The sequence below is a fragment of the Streptomyces sp. NPDC093598 genome (assembly GCF_044764825.1).
Lineage (GTDB): Bacteria > Actinomycetota > Actinomycetes > Streptomycetales > Streptomycetaceae > Streptomyces.
This window is the reverse complement of the sequence record NZ_JBIWIV010000006.1, coordinates 155,135-169,882: the sequence shown is the minus strand read 5'-3', so window position 1 is coordinate 169,882 and position 14,748 is coordinate 155,135. Positions and strand designations below refer to the sequence as shown.

At 72.0% G+C, this 14,748-nt stretch carries 11 protein-coding genes; 9 read left to right on the top strand and 2 right to left on the bottom strand.

Translation table 11 applies throughout. From position 1 onward, the window contains the following. Nucleotides 1-41: 41 nt before the first annotated feature. Together ACIRDU_RS20760 and ACIRDU_RS20755 are read right to left on the bottom strand one after the other, a co-directional pair. The gene (locus ACIRDU_RS20760; RefSeq protein ID WP_403581486.1) at nucleotides 42-1,673 is read right to left on the bottom strand and encodes a penicillin-binding transpeptidase domain-containing protein; all 1,632 of its coding nucleotides are present in this window, start codon (nucleotides 1,671-1,673) and stop codon (nucleotides 42-44) included. A 131-nt stretch (nucleotides 1,674-1,804) separates the two neighbouring features. Continuing rightward, entirely contained in the window at nucleotides 1,805-3,553 is a 1,749-nt protein-coding gene (locus ACIRDU_RS20755) for a dolichyl-phosphate-mannose--protein mannosyltransferase (RefSeq protein WP_403581484.1), read from the bottom strand. Between the two features lie 111 nt (nucleotides 3,554-3,664). Here ACIRDU_RS20755 and rsmI point away from each other — a divergent pair, with 111 nt between their 5' ends. From rsmI to ACIRDU_RS20710, 9 genes are all read left to right on the top strand, one after another. Further along, a complete protein-coding gene (gene rsmI / locus ACIRDU_RS20750; RefSeq protein ID WP_403581483.1) occupies nucleotides 3,665-4,513 on the top strand; it encodes a 16S rRNA (cytidine(1402)-2'-O)-methyltransferase in 849 nt (282 codons plus the stop codon). Between the two features lie 286 nt (nucleotides 4,514-4,799). Then, entirely contained in the window at nucleotides 4,800-5,228 is a 429-nt protein-coding gene (locus ACIRDU_RS20745; RefSeq protein ID WP_403581481.1) for a hypothetical protein, read from the top strand. A gap of 81 nt (nucleotides 5,229-5,309) precedes the next feature. Further along, a complete protein-coding gene (locus ACIRDU_RS20740) occupies nucleotides 5,310-6,200 on the top strand; it encodes a TatD family hydrolase (RefSeq protein ID WP_403581480.1) in 891 nt (296 codons plus the stop codon). Nucleotides 6,201-6,319: 119 nt separating this feature from the next. Continuing rightward, complete coding sequence (locus tag ACIRDU_RS20735) at nucleotides 6,320-7,768, top strand: ubiquitin-like domain-containing protein (protein WP_403581478.1); 1,449 nt, start codon at nucleotides 6,320-6,322, stop codon at nucleotides 7,766-7,768. Between the two features lie 30 nt (nucleotides 7,769-7,798). Continuing rightward, complete coding sequence (gene rsmA, locus ACIRDU_RS20730; protein ID WP_403581476.1) at nucleotides 7,799-8,689, top strand: 16S rRNA (adenine(1518)-N(6)/adenine(1519)-N(6))-dimethyltransferase RsmA; 891 nt, start codon at nucleotides 7,799-7,801, stop codon at nucleotides 8,687-8,689. After that, complete coding sequence (locus ACIRDU_RS20725) at nucleotides 8,686-9,585, top strand: 4-(cytidine 5'-diphospho)-2-C-methyl-D-erythritol kinase (protein ID WP_403581474.1); 900 nt, start codon at nucleotides 8,686-8,688, stop codon at nucleotides 9,583-9,585. The genes rsmA and ACIRDU_RS20725 overlap by 4 nt, the downstream gene beginning before the upstream one ends. A gap of 70 nt (nucleotides 9,586-9,655) precedes the next feature. Next, nucleotides 9,656-10,870, top strand: coding sequence for a hypothetical protein (locus tag ACIRDU_RS20720; RefSeq protein ID WP_403581473.1), 1,215 nt, complete (start codon nucleotides 9,656-9,658; stop codon nucleotides 10,868-10,870). A 71-nt stretch (nucleotides 10,871-10,941) separates the two neighbouring features. After that, nucleotides 10,942-12,750: an ABC-F family ATP-binding cassette domain-containing protein gene (locus ACIRDU_RS20715; RefSeq protein ID WP_403581471.1), complete on the top strand. Its 1,809-nt coding sequence runs from the start codon at nucleotides 10,942-10,944 to the stop codon at nucleotides 12,748-12,750. Between the two features lie 191 nt (nucleotides 12,751-12,941). After that, nucleotides 12,942-14,714 (top strand): PQQ-binding-like beta-propeller repeat protein, encoded by a 1,773-nt coding sequence (locus ACIRDU_RS20710; RefSeq protein WP_403581469.1) that lies wholly within the window; start codon nucleotides 12,942-12,944, stop codon nucleotides 14,712-14,714. Nucleotides 14,715-14,748 lie beyond the last annotated feature (34 nt).

The window sequence follows — 14,748 nt, the reverse complement described above, 5'->3', positions numbered from 1 at the left end:
CGACGGCCACCACCCTAGAGTCCCGTCCCGCGGAGGTGAGATCAGCCGCCTGTTCGTAGCACGGCTGCGACAATCGGCCCGGCCGCGTCGCCGCCGTGGCCGCCCTCCTCGGTCATGGCCGCCGCCGCGATGTCGTTCCGGAATCCGGTGAACCAGCTGTTGGACTTGGCGTTGCCGTCGACCTCGGCCGAACCGGTCTTGGCGCCGATGTCGCCGCCGAGTCCGGCCATGGCCTCCTCGGCCGTGCCCTGCGTGGCGGTGAGCCGCATCATCTGCTTGAGCTGGGCGGCGGTGCTCGCCCGCAGTCCCTCGGCCCGGGCCAGTTCGCGGCCGTCCAGGTCCGGCGAGACCAGGTAGGGCTGGCGGAAGGCGCCGGTGATCGCGGTCGCGGTGACCGAGGCCATGTTCAGCGGGCTCATCTGGACCTGGCCCTGCCCGATGGCGCCCGCCGCCCGGTCCGGCCCGTCGACGGCGGGGACGCTGCCGTCGAAGGAGGCGATGCCGGTCTTCCAGTTGTCCTGCCCCAGCCCGAAGCGCTCCTCGGCCTCCTGCGTCAGCGAGGCGTCCGTGAGCGGCTTCTCGTCGATGAGTTTGATGAAGGCGGTGTTGCAGGACCGCATGAAACTGTTGGCGAGCGTCGCGCTCTCGTCGGGCTTCATGCCGGTCAGATTCTTGAAGTTCTGGCTCTGCCACACGGCGGTGTCCGGGCAGGGCGCCGGGCCGTTCATCGAGGTCACGCCGTTGTCGATGAGCATCGCGGCGGTGATGATCTTCATGGTGGAGCCGGGAGCCGCCTCGCCCTGGAAGGCCGCGTTGAAGCCGTCCGTGCGGTTGTTGGCCACCGCCAGCACCTCGCCGGTGCTCGGCTTGACCGCCACCACCGACGACTGGGCGAACCGCTTGACCGCCTTCTCGGCCGCGGCCTGCGCGCTCGGGCTGATCGTGGTGGTGAGCTTGCCCGGCTTGCCCTTGGCGAGGGTCAGCAGCGGGGTGTCGGGAGCGCCGTTGCCGGGGTGCCGGACGACCAGCTCGATGCCGGGGGTGCCGCCTGCCTCGTCGCCGTACTTCTCGCGCAGGGCGTCCAGGACCGGGCCCAGGGAGGGGTACTTCTCCTTGGTCAGCTCGGATCCGTCGCGACCCACGGCTTCGATGGGCGGGGTGGCCGACTGCTCGGTGACGAGGGTGTCGTCCTCCCGCTTCAGCTCGGGGTGCACGACGGACGGCTGCCAGTCGACCAGCGCCCGACCGGTGGTCAGCCCGCGCACGACCTTCAGCTCGCTCTCGTACCTCAGCGGCTTGGACTTCCCGTCGTAGGCCACCTTCGCCTGCACCGTGTACGGCACGGTGGTGCCCTGTGCGGCACCGGGCGTGATCTTCACGTCGGTGATGTGCGCGTCGTCACCGAAGGCGGTGAGCAGCCGCCCGGCGGCCGCGTCGTTGTTGGTGTACGACGCCGCCGTCGCGGTCGCGCCCGTCTGCCAGGCCGCGAAGAACTTGGCGGTGGTCTCCTTGACCTCGTCCTTGTCGGGCGGCCCCGTCTTCTTCTCCGCGGCCACCCCGCTGCCTCCATCACCGCTCAGCGCGCTCAGGATGTTGTAGGCGCCGTACCCGGCCCCGCCCACCATCACCGCGAACACGCCACCTATGACAGCGACCTTGACCCCCTTGGCCATGTGGGCCGTCCCCTCCCCGTTGAGCCTCCACACGCTCCTTTGAACGCGTTCAGAAAGCCCGATCCCGGGAGCACTCTATGCGTAAGCGGTTACTAAGGGGACGGGTGTTTCGATTTTTGACCGAACACAGATCAGACCCAGGTGTCCAGCCACATCCGCGACCGCCAGTCGTCGATCGGGATGGCCTGGCCCGTGTACAGGGGCCAGAAGTAGATGAAGTTCCAGGTGATCAGGAGGACCAGGACGCCTGCGGCCGTGGCGCCCGCGACGCGGCGGGTGTCGGTGGAGCGGGGTGGGCCGATGATCGCGCCGAGGAGCATCGCCACCGCCAGGCACAGGAACGGCAGGAAGACGACGGCGTAGAAGAAGAAGATCGTGCGCTCCTGGTACATGAACCAGGGCAGGTAGCCGGCCGCGATGCCGCAGGCGATGGCGCCCGCCCGCCAGTCGCGGCGGAAGAACCAGCGCCACAGGACGTAGAGCACCGCGAAGCAGGCCACCCACCACAGCAGTGGCGTGCCGAGGGCGAGGACCTCGCGGGCGCACTTCTCGCCCGCGTCGGCGGGGCAGCCGTCCTTGCCGGGCGCCGGGGACTCGTAGAAGTAGGACACCGGGCGGCCGAGGACGAGCCAGCTCCACGGGTTGGACTGGTACGTGTGCGGCGAGGACAGCCCGACGTGGAACTCGTACACCTGGTGCTCGTAGTGCCACAGGCTGCGCAGCCAGTCGGGCAGGAACGTCCAGCTGCCGCCCTTGCCGCTGGTCGCGGCCCAGTTGCGGAAGTAGCCGCCGGAGCCGTTGGTGGCGGAGAGGATCCAGCCGGTCCAGGACAGGACGTAGGTGACCAGGGCCACCGGGACCGTGGCGAGGAACGCCAGGCCCGTGTCCCGCTTGAGGACCGCCGTGTACGGGTGCCGGGCACCGGCGACCCGGCGCGAACCGACGTCCCACAACACCGCCATCAGGCAGAACGCGGCCAGGATGTAGAGGCCGTTCCACTTCGTGCCGATGGCCAGGCCCAGCATCAGCCCGGCCGCCCAGCGCCAGGGGCGCAGGCCCAGGCGGGTGGTCTCGGCCGTGTGCCGGTCGGGCCGGGCCCGTCCGTCGCCGTCCACCGGCAGCGCGGCGGCGAGCCGCTCGCGGGCCTTGTCCCGGTCTACCAGCAGACAGCCGAACGCGGCCAGCACGAAGAACATCAGCACGCCGTCGAGCAGCGCCGTGCGGCTCATCACGAAGTGCAGGCCGTCCACCGCCATCAGCGTGCCCGCGAGACACCCCAGGAAGGTGGAGCGGAACAGCCGGCGGCCGATCCGGCACAGCAGCAGCACGGACAGCGTGCCGAGCAGGGCCGTCATGAACCGCCAGCCGAAGGGATCGAAACCGAACATCAGCTCGCCGAGCCCGATGACGTACTTGCCGACCGGCGGGTGCACCACGTACGCCGCGTCCGCCGGGAGCGTGACGTGTCCGCCCGACGACAGAACCAGGTCGTTGGCGTTCTTGTCCCAGTTGAGCTCGAACCCGCGGTGGACCAGCGCCCACGCGTCCTTGGCGTAGTAGGTCTCGTCGAATATCACCGCCCTGGGGCTGCCCAGGTTCCAGAACCGCAGCACACCCGCCAGCAGTGTGACGAGCAGCGGGCCGATCCAGCCCGACCAGCGCACCAGCCGTCCCGCGAGCGTGTGCGGGACGCCGAGCGCCGCCCACAGCCGGGGGCCGGGCTCGGTGTACGGCGGCACCAGGCGCTCACGGACGTCGCGGGCGTCGCTTCTGGGCCGCCCCTGGTAGCCGAAGCGGCGCAGCCGCTGCTGCCAGGACGTCCGCTGCTCGTGCGGCGCCTTTCCCTGCCGGGTGTCCGTGGAGGACGCGGTACTGGTCACCGCGCCATCGTAGGGAACCGTTCTGTGTGAGTCCCGTGCATGGCCGGTATGCGTCCGCATCCTCCGCCCCTGGGAGGAGTCCGCGTCCGCCGGCCCTGGGAGGATGGGAGCGTGATCGGAACCCTCGTACTCGCAGGCACACCCATCGGTGACATCGCGGACGCCCCGCCCCGGCTCGCCGAGGAACTGGCCGGAGCCGATGTCGTCGCCGCCGAGGACACGCGTCGCCTACGGCGGCTGACCCAGGCGCTGGGCGTCACCCCCAAGGGGCGGGTGGTGTCGTACTTCGAGGGCAACGAGTCCGCCCGGACGCCGGAGCTGGTCGAGGAACTGGTGGGCGGGGCGCGGGTGCTGCTCGTCACGGACGCGGGGATGCCGTCCGTGTCCGACCCGGGGTACCGGCTGGTCGCGGCCGCCGTCGAGCGCGACGTGCGGGTCACCGCCGTGCCCGGGCCGTCCGCGGTGCTCACCGCGCTCGCGCTGTCCGGGCTGCCCGTCGACCGGTTCTGTTTCGAGGGGTTCCTGCCGCGCAAAGCGGGGGAGCGGCTGGGGCGGCTGCGGGAGGTCGCCGACGAGCGGCGGACGCTCGTCTACTTCGAGGCACCCCACCGGCTCGACGACACGCTGTCGGCCATGGCCGAGGTGTTCGGGACGGAGCGGCGGGCCGCGGTGTGCCGGGAGCTGACCAAGACGTACGAGGAGGTGCGGCGGGGCGGGCTCGGAGAACTGGCCGCATGGGCCGCGGAGGGGGTGCGCGGGGAGATCACCGTCGTGGTGGAGGGGGCGCCGGAGAAGGGCCCCGAGGAGGTCGGGCCGGAGGAACTGGTGCGGCGGGTCCGGGTGCGGGAGGAAGCGGGGGAGCGGCGCAAGGAGGCGATCGCCGCGGTGGCGGTGGAGGCCGGGGTGCCGAAGAGGGTCGTCTTCGATGCGGTGGTCGCTGCGAAGAATGCCGCGGGGTGACCGGGTTCGGGGTGGGGCTTCAGATGCTTCGCGGGGTGCGGGTCGTGTGGGGGTGAGCGCGCGGTTCCCCGCTCCCTTCACGGGGCGCTGAACGGCCTCTGAGCAGGGCGCATTTCGTTTGAGCGTGCGCCCCATGGGTGGGCAAAGCGCAAGGGGGCCAGGGGCAAGGGACGCCCAAATCGGGGCCAACAGTCGACAGGTCTGCTGCCATCGGTCCGGCCGAGGAGTCCACTGGGGTGCGGGGACGGAACCGTCCTCACGCCACAGCGGACCAACAGGAGCTGGCATGAGTGAGATCGCAGGGCAGACCGGGCTCCGCGCCGGTGCGACCGCAGTCGTCAACGAGTCCTACTCCTTCGCCTGCATGCGGTGCGGGCACGGCTGGGAGCAGTCGTACGAGATAGAGCACCACACGGACGCCGCGGGTCACGAGTTCGTCCTCTACGTGGCCGACGGCAAGGTGGTGCCCTCCCCGTTGAGCAAGCCCGAATGCCAGAACTGCGACAGCCACGTCGTGCGGATCATGCGGCCCGGGCGGGTCGCGTCGGCCCGCGACGCGGCGCACCGGCCCTCCCGCGTGCCGCCGCCCGCCGGGCCCGTGGAGGCGCCCGCGGCCGAGGCCGGGACCGGGGCCCGGACCGGAGGCGAGGAGGGCGAGCCCCACCACTGGCACCTGTCCGACCTGCTGCACCCCTTCCAGCGCAAGGCGAGCTGACCCGTCCGGCTTCCCTTGTCAGTACGCCCTCCCCGGTCCTCCCCCATCGGGGAGGGCGTACGCCTTTCGTAGGATCGGGGCATGCCTTCGAACGCCTCCGGCCGCCAGGACAAGAACGCGGCCCCACCCCTCCCGGAGCCCCTCCGGGTGCCGGTCGCCGACTCCCACACCCACCTGGACATGCAGTCCGGCACGGTCGAGGAGGCCCTGGCCAAGGCGGCGTCGGTCGGAGTGACGACGGTCGTGCAGGTCGGCTGCGACCTCAAGGGCTCGCGCTGGGCGGCCGAGACGGCGGCGGCCCACGGCGCCGTCCACGCGACGGTCGCCCTGCACCCGAACGAGGCGCCCCGGATCGTGCATGGCGACCCCGACGGATGGTCGCGGCAGGGCGCCCGCGAACCGGGAGGCCCGGCCGCCCTGGACGACGCGCTCGCCGAGATCGACCGGCTGGCCGCTCTGGAGCAGGTCAAGGGCGTCGGTGAGACCGGCCTCGACTACTTCCGTACCGGGCCCGAGGGCAAGGAGGCGCAGGAGCGGTCCTTCCGCGCCCACATCGAGATCGCCAAGCGGCACGGCAAGGCCCTGGTCATCCACGACCGCGAGGCCCACGCCGACGTCCTGCGCGTGCTGAAGGAGGAGGGCGCCCCCGAGCGGACCGTCTTCCACTGCTACTCCGGCGACGCCGAGATGGCCGGAATCTGCGCGAGCGCGGGCTACTTCATGTCCTTCGCCGGCAACGTCACCTTCAAGAACGCCCAGAACCTGAGGGACGCGGTGGCGGTGGCCCCGCTGGAGCTCCTCCTCGTGGAGACGGACGCGCCCTTCCTCACCCCGGCGCCCTACCGCGGGCGGCCCAACGCCCCCTACCTCGTGCCGGTCACGGTGCGGGCCATGGCCGAGGTGCGCGGCATCGACGAGGACACGCTGGCCACGGCGCTCGGCGCCAACACCGCACGCGCCTTCGGGTACTGACACCGGCCGCACGACTGTGCGTAGTCGCGTCGCTTTGGAGAGTGACGGCCGCTCCGCTAGGTTCTGGGGGCCCGATCCGGACCCCTCTGGACCCCCTCCGGCCCCTGGAGCGCGTCGGCGTGAGCAACTCCCGGTACGAGACGTACGAGACGTACGAGACGTATGGCCCGGCCTGCGCCGACCCGGTGTACGGCGGTTTCGACGCGCCGCCGGCTGATCTGCACAGCGCCGAGACGCTCGGCTACGGGACGCCCGGGGCACCCGGCGCCCACGAGGACACCTACCGGCCCGCCTACGAGGCGCCGACCCTGCCCGGGCTGCCCCGGCAGGGCGCCCCGGACGGCGAGCCCGCGGCCGGGCCCGTGGGGCACCCCGACCCGGGCGTGGGTGCGCGCGCCGGATCGCGAGCCGCGGTGCGCACCGGCTCGCATCGCAAGGCCGCGCGCCGGCGCAAGGCGGGCTACGCCGAGCGCCCGGACAGTCCCATGCGGCGGCTGCTCCCGCAGGCCCTGGTCGTCGCCTTCCTGGCGGGCGGCACCACGGCGTTCGTCGCCAAGGACAAGGCGATCGAGCTGAACGTCGACGGCCGGACACGCACGCTGCACACCTTCGCCGACGACGTCACCGAGCTGCTCACGGAGGAGGGCGTCGAAGTCGGTGCCCACGACGTGGTGGCGCCCGGACCGGGCACGCGGATCACCAGCGGCGACGAGGTCGCCGTGCACTACGCCCGTCCCGTGCGGCTCACCCTCGACGGACACCGGCGTGAGGTGTGGACGACCGCCCACACGGTGGAGGGCGCGCTGCGGCAGCTGGGCGTGCGGCAGGAGGGCGCGTACGTGTCCACGTCGCGCTCCCGGCGCATCGGGCGCGAAGGGCTCGCACTCGACGTGCGGACCGAGCGCACGGTCACGATCATGGCGGACGGCCGCGCCCGCACGGTGCGCACCAACGCGGCGACCGTACGGGAGGCCGTCGAGGAGGCCGGGATCACCCTGCACGGCCAGGACACCACCTCCGTCCCCCAAGGCGGCTTCCCTCGCGACGGGCAGACCGTGACGGTGCTGCGGATCACCGGCGGCAAGGAGGTCCGCGAGGAGCCGATCCCGTTCCAGGTGCGGCGGACGGAGGATCCGGCCCTGTTCCGGGGCACGGAGGTGGTGGAACGCGCGGGCGAGCCGGGCCTGCGCCGGGTCACCTACTCCGTGCGGACGGTCAACGGCGTCCGGCAGAAGCCGCGCCGGATCAGATCCGAGGTGGTGCGCGAGCCTCGCCCGCAGGTGGTCAAGGTCGGCACCATGCAGCGCCCGGCCTCCGTGCAGGGCGCCGACCACCTCGACTGGCAGGGCCTCGCGGCCTGCGAGTCCGGCGGCCGCCCCGACGCGGTCGACTCCTCGGGCACCTACGGCGGCCTCTACCAGTTCGACACCCAGACCTGGCAGGCCCTGGGCGGCAGCGGCCGCCCCCAGGACGCCCCGGCGGCGGAACAGACGTACCGGGCGAAGAAGCTGTACGTGCGGCGGGGAGCAACTCCGTGGCCGCACTGCGGGGGACGGCTGCGCGGATAGGGGGCAACCGAACCGCCGTACCCTTGTTCCGTGACCAGCAGCCCCACCCCTGACGCCCTTCTGGGCCCCGCCGACATCCGCGAGCTCGCGGCAGCCCTCGGCGTACGCCCGACCAAGCAACGCGGACAGAACTTCGTGATCGACGCGAACACCGTCCGCCGTATCGTCCGCACCGCACAGGTCCGCCCCGACGACGTGGTCGTCGAGGTCGGTCCGGGGCTCGGGTCGCTCACCCTCGGGCTGCTGGAGGTCGCCGACCGGGTCACGGCCGTGGAGATCGACGACGTGCTCGCCGGTGCGCTGACCGCGACCATCACGGCCCGCATGCCCGAGCGCGCCGACCGGTTCGCCCTGGTCCACTCGGACGCCATGCACGTCACCGAGCTGCCGGGCCCCGCCCCGACCGCGCTGGTCGCCAACCTCCCCTACAACGTGGCCGTCCCGGTCCTGCTGCACATGCTGGGCACCTTCCCCACCATCGAACGCACCCTCGTCATGGTCCAGGCGGAGGTAGCCGACCGGCTCGCCGCCCCGCCCGGCTCGAAGGTCTACGGCGTCCCCTCGGTCAAGGCCAACTGGTACGCCGAGGTCAAGCGCGCCGGTGCCATCGGGCGGAACGTGTTCTGGCCGGCGCCCAACGTCGACAGCGGACTGGTCTCCCTGGTCCGCCGGAGGGAGCCGCTGAAGACGACGGCCTCGAAGAGCGAGGTGTTCGCCGTCGTCGACGCGGCGTTCGCCCAGCGCCGCAAGACGCTGCGGGCCGCGCTCGCCGGCTGGGCCGGATCCGCCGCCGCGGCCGAGGAGGCCCTCGTGGCCGCCGGGGTCTCGCCGCAGGCCCGGGGCGAGTCGCTGACCGTGGAGGAGTTCGCGCGTATCGCCGAGCACAAGGCGAACCAGCCGCAGGAGAAGGAGCCCGCGTGAGCGTCACGGTCCGCGTCCCCGCCAAGGTCAACGTCCAGCTGGCGGTCGGCGCCGCCCGCCCCGACGGCTTCCACGACCTGGCCAACGTCTTCCTGGCGGTCGGCCTCTACGACGAGGTCACCGTCACCCCGGCCGACGAGCTCCGCGTCACCTGCGACGGCCCGGACGCCGACCAGGTACCCCTGGACCGTACGAACCTGGCGGCGCGGGCCGCCGAAGCGCTGGCCGGGCGGTACGGCCGCAGCCCCGACGTGCACCTCCACATCGCCAAGGACATCCCCGTCGCCGGCGGCATGGCGGGCGGCAGCGCGGACGGCGCCGGCGCCCTGGTGGCCTGCGACGCGCTGTGGGAGACCGGCGCCTCCCGTGCCGAACTCCTCGACATCTGCGCCGAGCTGGGCAGCGACGTGCCGTTCAGCCTGGTCGGCGGGGCGGCCCTCGGCATCGGGCGGGGCGAGCAGCTGACTCCCCTGGAGGTCGGCGGCACCTTCCACTGGGTGTTCGCCATGGCCGGGCGGGGCCTGTCCACCCCGGCGGTGTTCCGCGAGTTCGACCGGCTCGGCGAGGGCACGGACATCCCCGAGCCCGTCGCCTCCCCGGAACTCCTCGCCGCCCTCGCCAAGGGCGACCCGGACGCGCTCGCCGCCGCCGTCTCCAACGACCTCCAGCCCGCGGCCCTCTCCCTCTTCCCGGAACTCGCCGGCACCCTGGCCGCGGGCCGGGCGGCGGGCGCCCTCACCGCACTCGTCTCGGGTTCCGGCCCGACCACCGCGTTCCTGGTCCGCGACCCGGAGTCGGCCGCCGCGGTGGCGCAGGCCCTGCTGGCGTCCGGGACGTGCCGGACGGTGCGTACGGCGTCGGGCCCGGCGCCCGGGGCGACGGTCGCCGGGCGTTGATCAGGTGCCCCGGCCGCAGCCGGGCGCCTAGGCTCCCCCAGTCGTTCCACTAACAGGGGGAGGCACAGGCGTGCGGGAACTGGTCGCGGCCGTACGGCGCGGGGACGTGGACGAGGTCACGGCGCTGCTGGATTCCGGGGCCGACCCCGACACCCTGCAGGACGGCCTGCCGGTCCTCTGCCTGGCCGTGGCGGCGTACGACCGGCCCGTCGCCGAGGCGCTGCTCCGGGCCGGAGCCGACCCCCTGCGCCTGCTGCCCGACGGAAGCACCCCGCTGACGCGGGCGGTGGACGGCGGGTCGCACCTCCTGACCCACGCGCTCGCCACCAGCCGGATCCCGCTTCCGGCACCCGTGCGCGCGGAGCTGCCGGACCGGGCCCGGCGGTGGGCCGAGGCGGGCGCGGAGGCCGAGCTGCGCCGCGTCACCGGCCTCACCGGGCCGGTCACGCGGATCCGGGTCGAGGACGACGAGATCGGCTGGTGGTGCGAGCAGCTCACGCTCGGCCCCGTGACCGTGCGCGACGAGCACCGGGCCGTCCTCACGTCCATGGAGGCCCTCTACGGCATCCGCACCTCCTTCGACGAACTGGTCGCCCGTGCCCTCGCCCACCCCGACCGGGACCACGTCGTGTGGTGTGACGTCGTGTTCACGCTCGGCCGGCGGTTCGACGAGGAGACCTGGCAGTGGAGCCGGGACCTGCTCAACCACCCCGACCGGCTGCACCGCCTGCTCGCGGCGGAAATCCTGCTGTTCCTGATCCTCGGAGACCTCGTCGAGCAGAGCGACCCGTTCCGGGACCGGGGGAGGGAACTGGTGCCCTGGGCGGAACAGGAGGAGGACCCTGAGGTGCTGGCCGCCCTCCTGCACGCGATGACCCACGACAGCGCCCCGGAGATCGAGGCCGTCGGGCTGTCGTACCTCACCCACCCGGACCCGAGGGTGCGCGCACTGGTACCGGATACCGTGCACCACCCCGAGAGCCTCACCACCGTGCTCACCCTGGTCCGGGACGAGGACCCCGGCGTACGCGAGGCGGTGTGCCACTGGCTCGTGCACCATCGGGGACGCGAGCCCGAGGTGGGCGACGCGCTGGTCGCGCTCACCCATGACGAAAGGCAGCCGATCCGCATCTGCGCCGTCTCCGGCCTGGCCGTGCGCGACGACCCGCGCTGCGTGGAGGCCGAGCACCGCATCGGCCCCGTGGCCGAGGAACTGCGCGACGACGAGGCGCTGCTGGACGTGTGGCGGTACCAGCAGCGCCGGGAAGCCGCCGAGCCCTCCTGAACACCCCGGCCGGAGCACCCCGCCGCGCGACTACCCTGGAGGGTCGATCCATCCCCCTTGGCAGGAGAGTAATGGCCGTCAATCTGGTCAATGTCGAGAACGTCAGCAAGGTGTACGGCACCCGCGCCCTGCTCGACGGCGTCTCCCTCGGCGTCTCCGAAGGGGACCGCGTCGGTGTCGTCGGCCGTAACGGCGACGGCAAGACCACGCTCATCCGCATGCTCGCCAAGCAGGAGAGCGCCGACACCGGGCGGGTCACGCACTCCGGCGGGCTCCGCCTCGGCGTGCTCACCCAGCACGACTCCCTCGACCCCGAGGCCACCGTCCGCCACGAGGTCATCGGCGACATGGCCGACCACGAGTGGGCGGGCGACGCCAAGGTCAGGGACGTGCTGACCGGCCTGTTCGGCGGGCTCGACCTGCCGGGGTTCCCCAAGGGTCTCGACACCGTCATCGGCCCGCTCTCCGGTGGTGAGCGGCGCCGGATCGCACTGGCCAAGCTGCTCATCGAGGAGCAGGACCTGCTCGTCCTGGACGAGCCCACCAACCACCTCGACGTCGAGGGCATCGCCTGGCTCGCCCGGCATCTGCAGACCCGCAGGTCGGCGCTGGTGTGCGTGACCCACGACCGGTGGTTCCTGGACCAGGTGTGCACGCGTATGTGGGACGTCCAGCGCGGCGCGGTCTACGAGTACGAGGGCGGTTACTCCGACTACGTCTTCGCCCGTGCCGAGCGCGAGCGCATCGCCGCCACCGAGGAGGCCAAGCGGCAGAACCTGGTCCGCAAGGAGCTGGCCTGGCTGCGCCGCGGGGCGCCCGCCCGTACGTCCAAGCCGCGCTTCCGCGTCGAGGCCGCCAACGAGCTCATCGCGGACGTGCCGCCGCCCCGGGACAGCAGCGAGCTGATGAAGTTCGCCTCCACCCGGCTGGGCAAGACCGTGTTCGACCTGGAGGACATCACCGTCCAGGCGGGCCCCAAGATCCTCCTCAAGCACGTCACCTGGCAGCTCGGGCCCGGCGACCGGATCGGCCTCGTCGGGGTCAACGGCGCCGGGAAGACGTCCCTGCTGCGGGCCATGGCCGAGGCCGCAAGGACCGACGGCGAGACCCAGCCCGTCGGCGGGCGCGTCCGCGTCGGCAAGACGGTGAAGCTGGCCTACCTCTCCCAGGAGGTCGCCGAGCTCGACCCGGCCACGCGGGTGCTGGAGGCCGTGCAGCAGGTGCGCGAGCGCGTCGACCTCGGCAAGGGACGCGAGATGACGGCCGGGCAGCTGTGCGAGACGTTCGGCTTCGGCAAGGAGAAGCAGTGGACGCCCGTCGGCGACCTGTCCGGCGGTGAGCGCCGCAGGCTCCAGCTGCTGCGCCTGCTCATGGACGAGCCCAACGTCCTCTTCCTCGACGAGCCCACCAACGACCTCGACATCGAGACGCTGACCCAGCTGGAGGACGTCCTCGACGGCTGGCCCGGCTCGATGATCGTCATCTCCCACGACCGGTTCTTCATCGAGCGCACCACCGACCGGGTGTTCGCGCTGCTCGGCGACGGCGCCCTGCGGATGCTGCCGCGCGGCATCGACGAGTACCTGGAGCGCAGGCAGCGCATGGAGGAGGCCGCGGCCGCCTCGGCGCCCGCCGCCGTGTCGCAGACCGCAGCCCCCGAGAAGAGCGCCGCCGACCAGCGCGCCGCCAAGAAGGAGCTCCAGAAGATCGAGCGGCAGCTCGACAAGGTCTCCGAGAAGGAGACCAAGCTCCACGGCCAAATCGCCGAAAACGCCACGGACTTCGCGAAGGTGGCCGAACTGGATGCAGAGCTGCGGGAGTTGGCCGGTCAGCGCGAGGAGCTGGAGATGCGCTGGCTGGAACTGGCCGAGGACGCGTGAAGGGTGCGTGAAGGCGCATAACGAGGGCATCACGGGCCGGTCCTCCCTTGGGAACAGGGGGTGATCGGCCCGGTGTGCTGTCGGAACCTGGTGATAGAAAGAGTCGTCTTAAAACTTCATGAAGCGACTCTGAGCCCATCGTGTACCTCAGGGCGTGGCTAAAAATCAGTGATCGAACGGGGGAGCCGCTGATGACTCAGCCGCCCAGTCAGCCACCGCACGGTGGCTTCGGAGCACCGCAGAACCAGCCGCCGCAGGGCGGTGGTCACGGGGCACCGCAGACCCCGCCACCGCCCCAGGGCCCGCCCCACACGCCGCCGCCCCCGCAGGGCCCGCCCCAGCCCGGGTACGGCTACCCCCAGCAGCCCCCGCAGCAGCCCGGCCCGTACGGGCAGCCGGGACAGCCGGGGCCGTACAACCCCGGCCCCTACGGCCCGCCGCAGCAGCCGGGGCCGTACGGCCAGCCCGGCTACGGCTATCCGCAGCAGCCGCAGTACCCCGGTGCGCCCGGCACCCCGCCCGGGGGCGGCTCGAACAACCCCTTCAAGGGCAAGCCCGCCCTGATCATCGGCGCCGCGGTCGCGGCGCTGCTCGTCGTCGGCGGCACCGTGTGGGCCGTCACCGGCGGCGACGACGGCAAGGGCAAGAAGAAGCCGGTCGCCCAGCAGACCGACGACGCCAAGCCCGACACCTCCGCCCCGGTCAACCCCGGCGACGGCAGCGGTGACGGCGGCGAGGAACCGGAGGACCTCAACGCGGGCCGCCAGGCCGGCGAGGCCAAGGTCCTCTGGTACAAGGAGGCGCCCGACGCCCCCGGCTCCGGCGCCGACGCCGACGGCATGTGGATCACCGGCAAGACCGCGGTGAAGGCCGCCTACAAGCAGCTCTTCGCCTACGACGTCGGTGACGGCAAGCCGGCCTGGGACGCGATCACCTTCCCGCAGAAGATCTGCGCGACGACTCCGCAGAAGACGTCCGACGACAAGATCGTCGTGGCGTACATGAGCGGCAGCAGCGACCGCGCCAAGTGCAACCAGCTCCAGGAGATCGACCTCGTCACCGGCGAGAAGGGCTGGAAGGAAGAGGTCGCCGACGGCGCCCTGTTCGACTCCACGCTCTCCGTGGAACTGTCCATCACCGGCAAGACGCTGATGGTGGGCCGCTCCCAGTCCGGCACGGCCTACGACGTCACCAACGGCGACAAGCTCTTCGACAAGAAGAAGTACGGCAACGCCTGCTTCCCGGCCGCGTTCGCCGGCGGCGAGAAGCTGATCGCCGTCTCCTCCTGCGGCGCCGGCACCGACAAGGAGCACGACGAGGTCCAGGAGCTCGACCCGAAGACCGGCAAGGCCAGGTGGACCCAGCCGTTCGACAAGGGCTGGCGGGTCGCGCGCACCTACTCGGTCAGCCCGCTGGTCGTCTACAGCACCAACGAGGACAAGAAGGCCTGGAACATCTCCACCTTCACCTCCGGCGGCACGTTCCGCTCGCAGGTCGGTTTCGACGAGGACTTCGCCCCCGAGTGCGGCTGGGCGATCCTCGAGCGTGACCTCACGGGCTGCCAGGGCGTCGCCGTCGACGACACCACGCTGTACCTGCCGACCGAGGCCACCTCCGGCGCCAACGAGATCGTGGCGGTCAACCTGGCCGACGGCAAGGAGAAGTGGCGCGTGAAGTCGCCCTCCGACGAGTCGATGCTGCCGGTCAAGACCGAGGGCGGCAAGCTCATCGCCTATGTGCAGCCGTCGTACGACGCGGGCGGGCAGATCGTGTCCATCCCGACCGGCGGCGGCAGCCACAAGCCGTCCAAGCTGCTGCAGAACCCGCAGGGCGCCGCGGACATCGAGAACAGCTTCTTCTCCAAGGACTTCGACTGGGTCGACGGGCGCTTCTTCATCTCGACGACCCGGCTGAGCGGGAACGACGACACGAAGGAGAAGTTGATGCTCGCCTACGGCAAGTGACTCTTCCTCCTTCCGATGCCCCTCCGTCGTCCGT

Coding starts and splice junctions, on each gene's coding strand:
- ACIRDU_RS20760 (WP_403581486.1), bottom strand. CDS start 1,673: ATGGCCAAGGGGGTCAAGGTCGCTGTCATAGGTGGCGTGTTCGCGGTG.
- ACIRDU_RS20745 (WP_403581481.1), top strand. CDS start 4,800: ATGAGTGAGATCGCAGGGCAGACCGGGCTCCGCGCCGGTGCGACCGCA.
- ACIRDU_RS20740 (WP_403581480.1), top strand. CDS start 5,310: ATGCCTTCGAACGCCTCCGGCCGCCAGGACAAGAACGCGGCCCCACCC.
- ACIRDU_RS20715 (WP_403581471.1), top strand. CDS start 10,942: ATGGCCGTCAATCTGGTCAATGTCGAGAACGTCAGCAAGGTGTACGGC.
- ACIRDU_RS20710 (WP_403581469.1), top strand. CDS start 12,942: ATGACTCAGCCGCCCAGTCAGCCACCGCACGGTGGCTTCGGAGCACCG.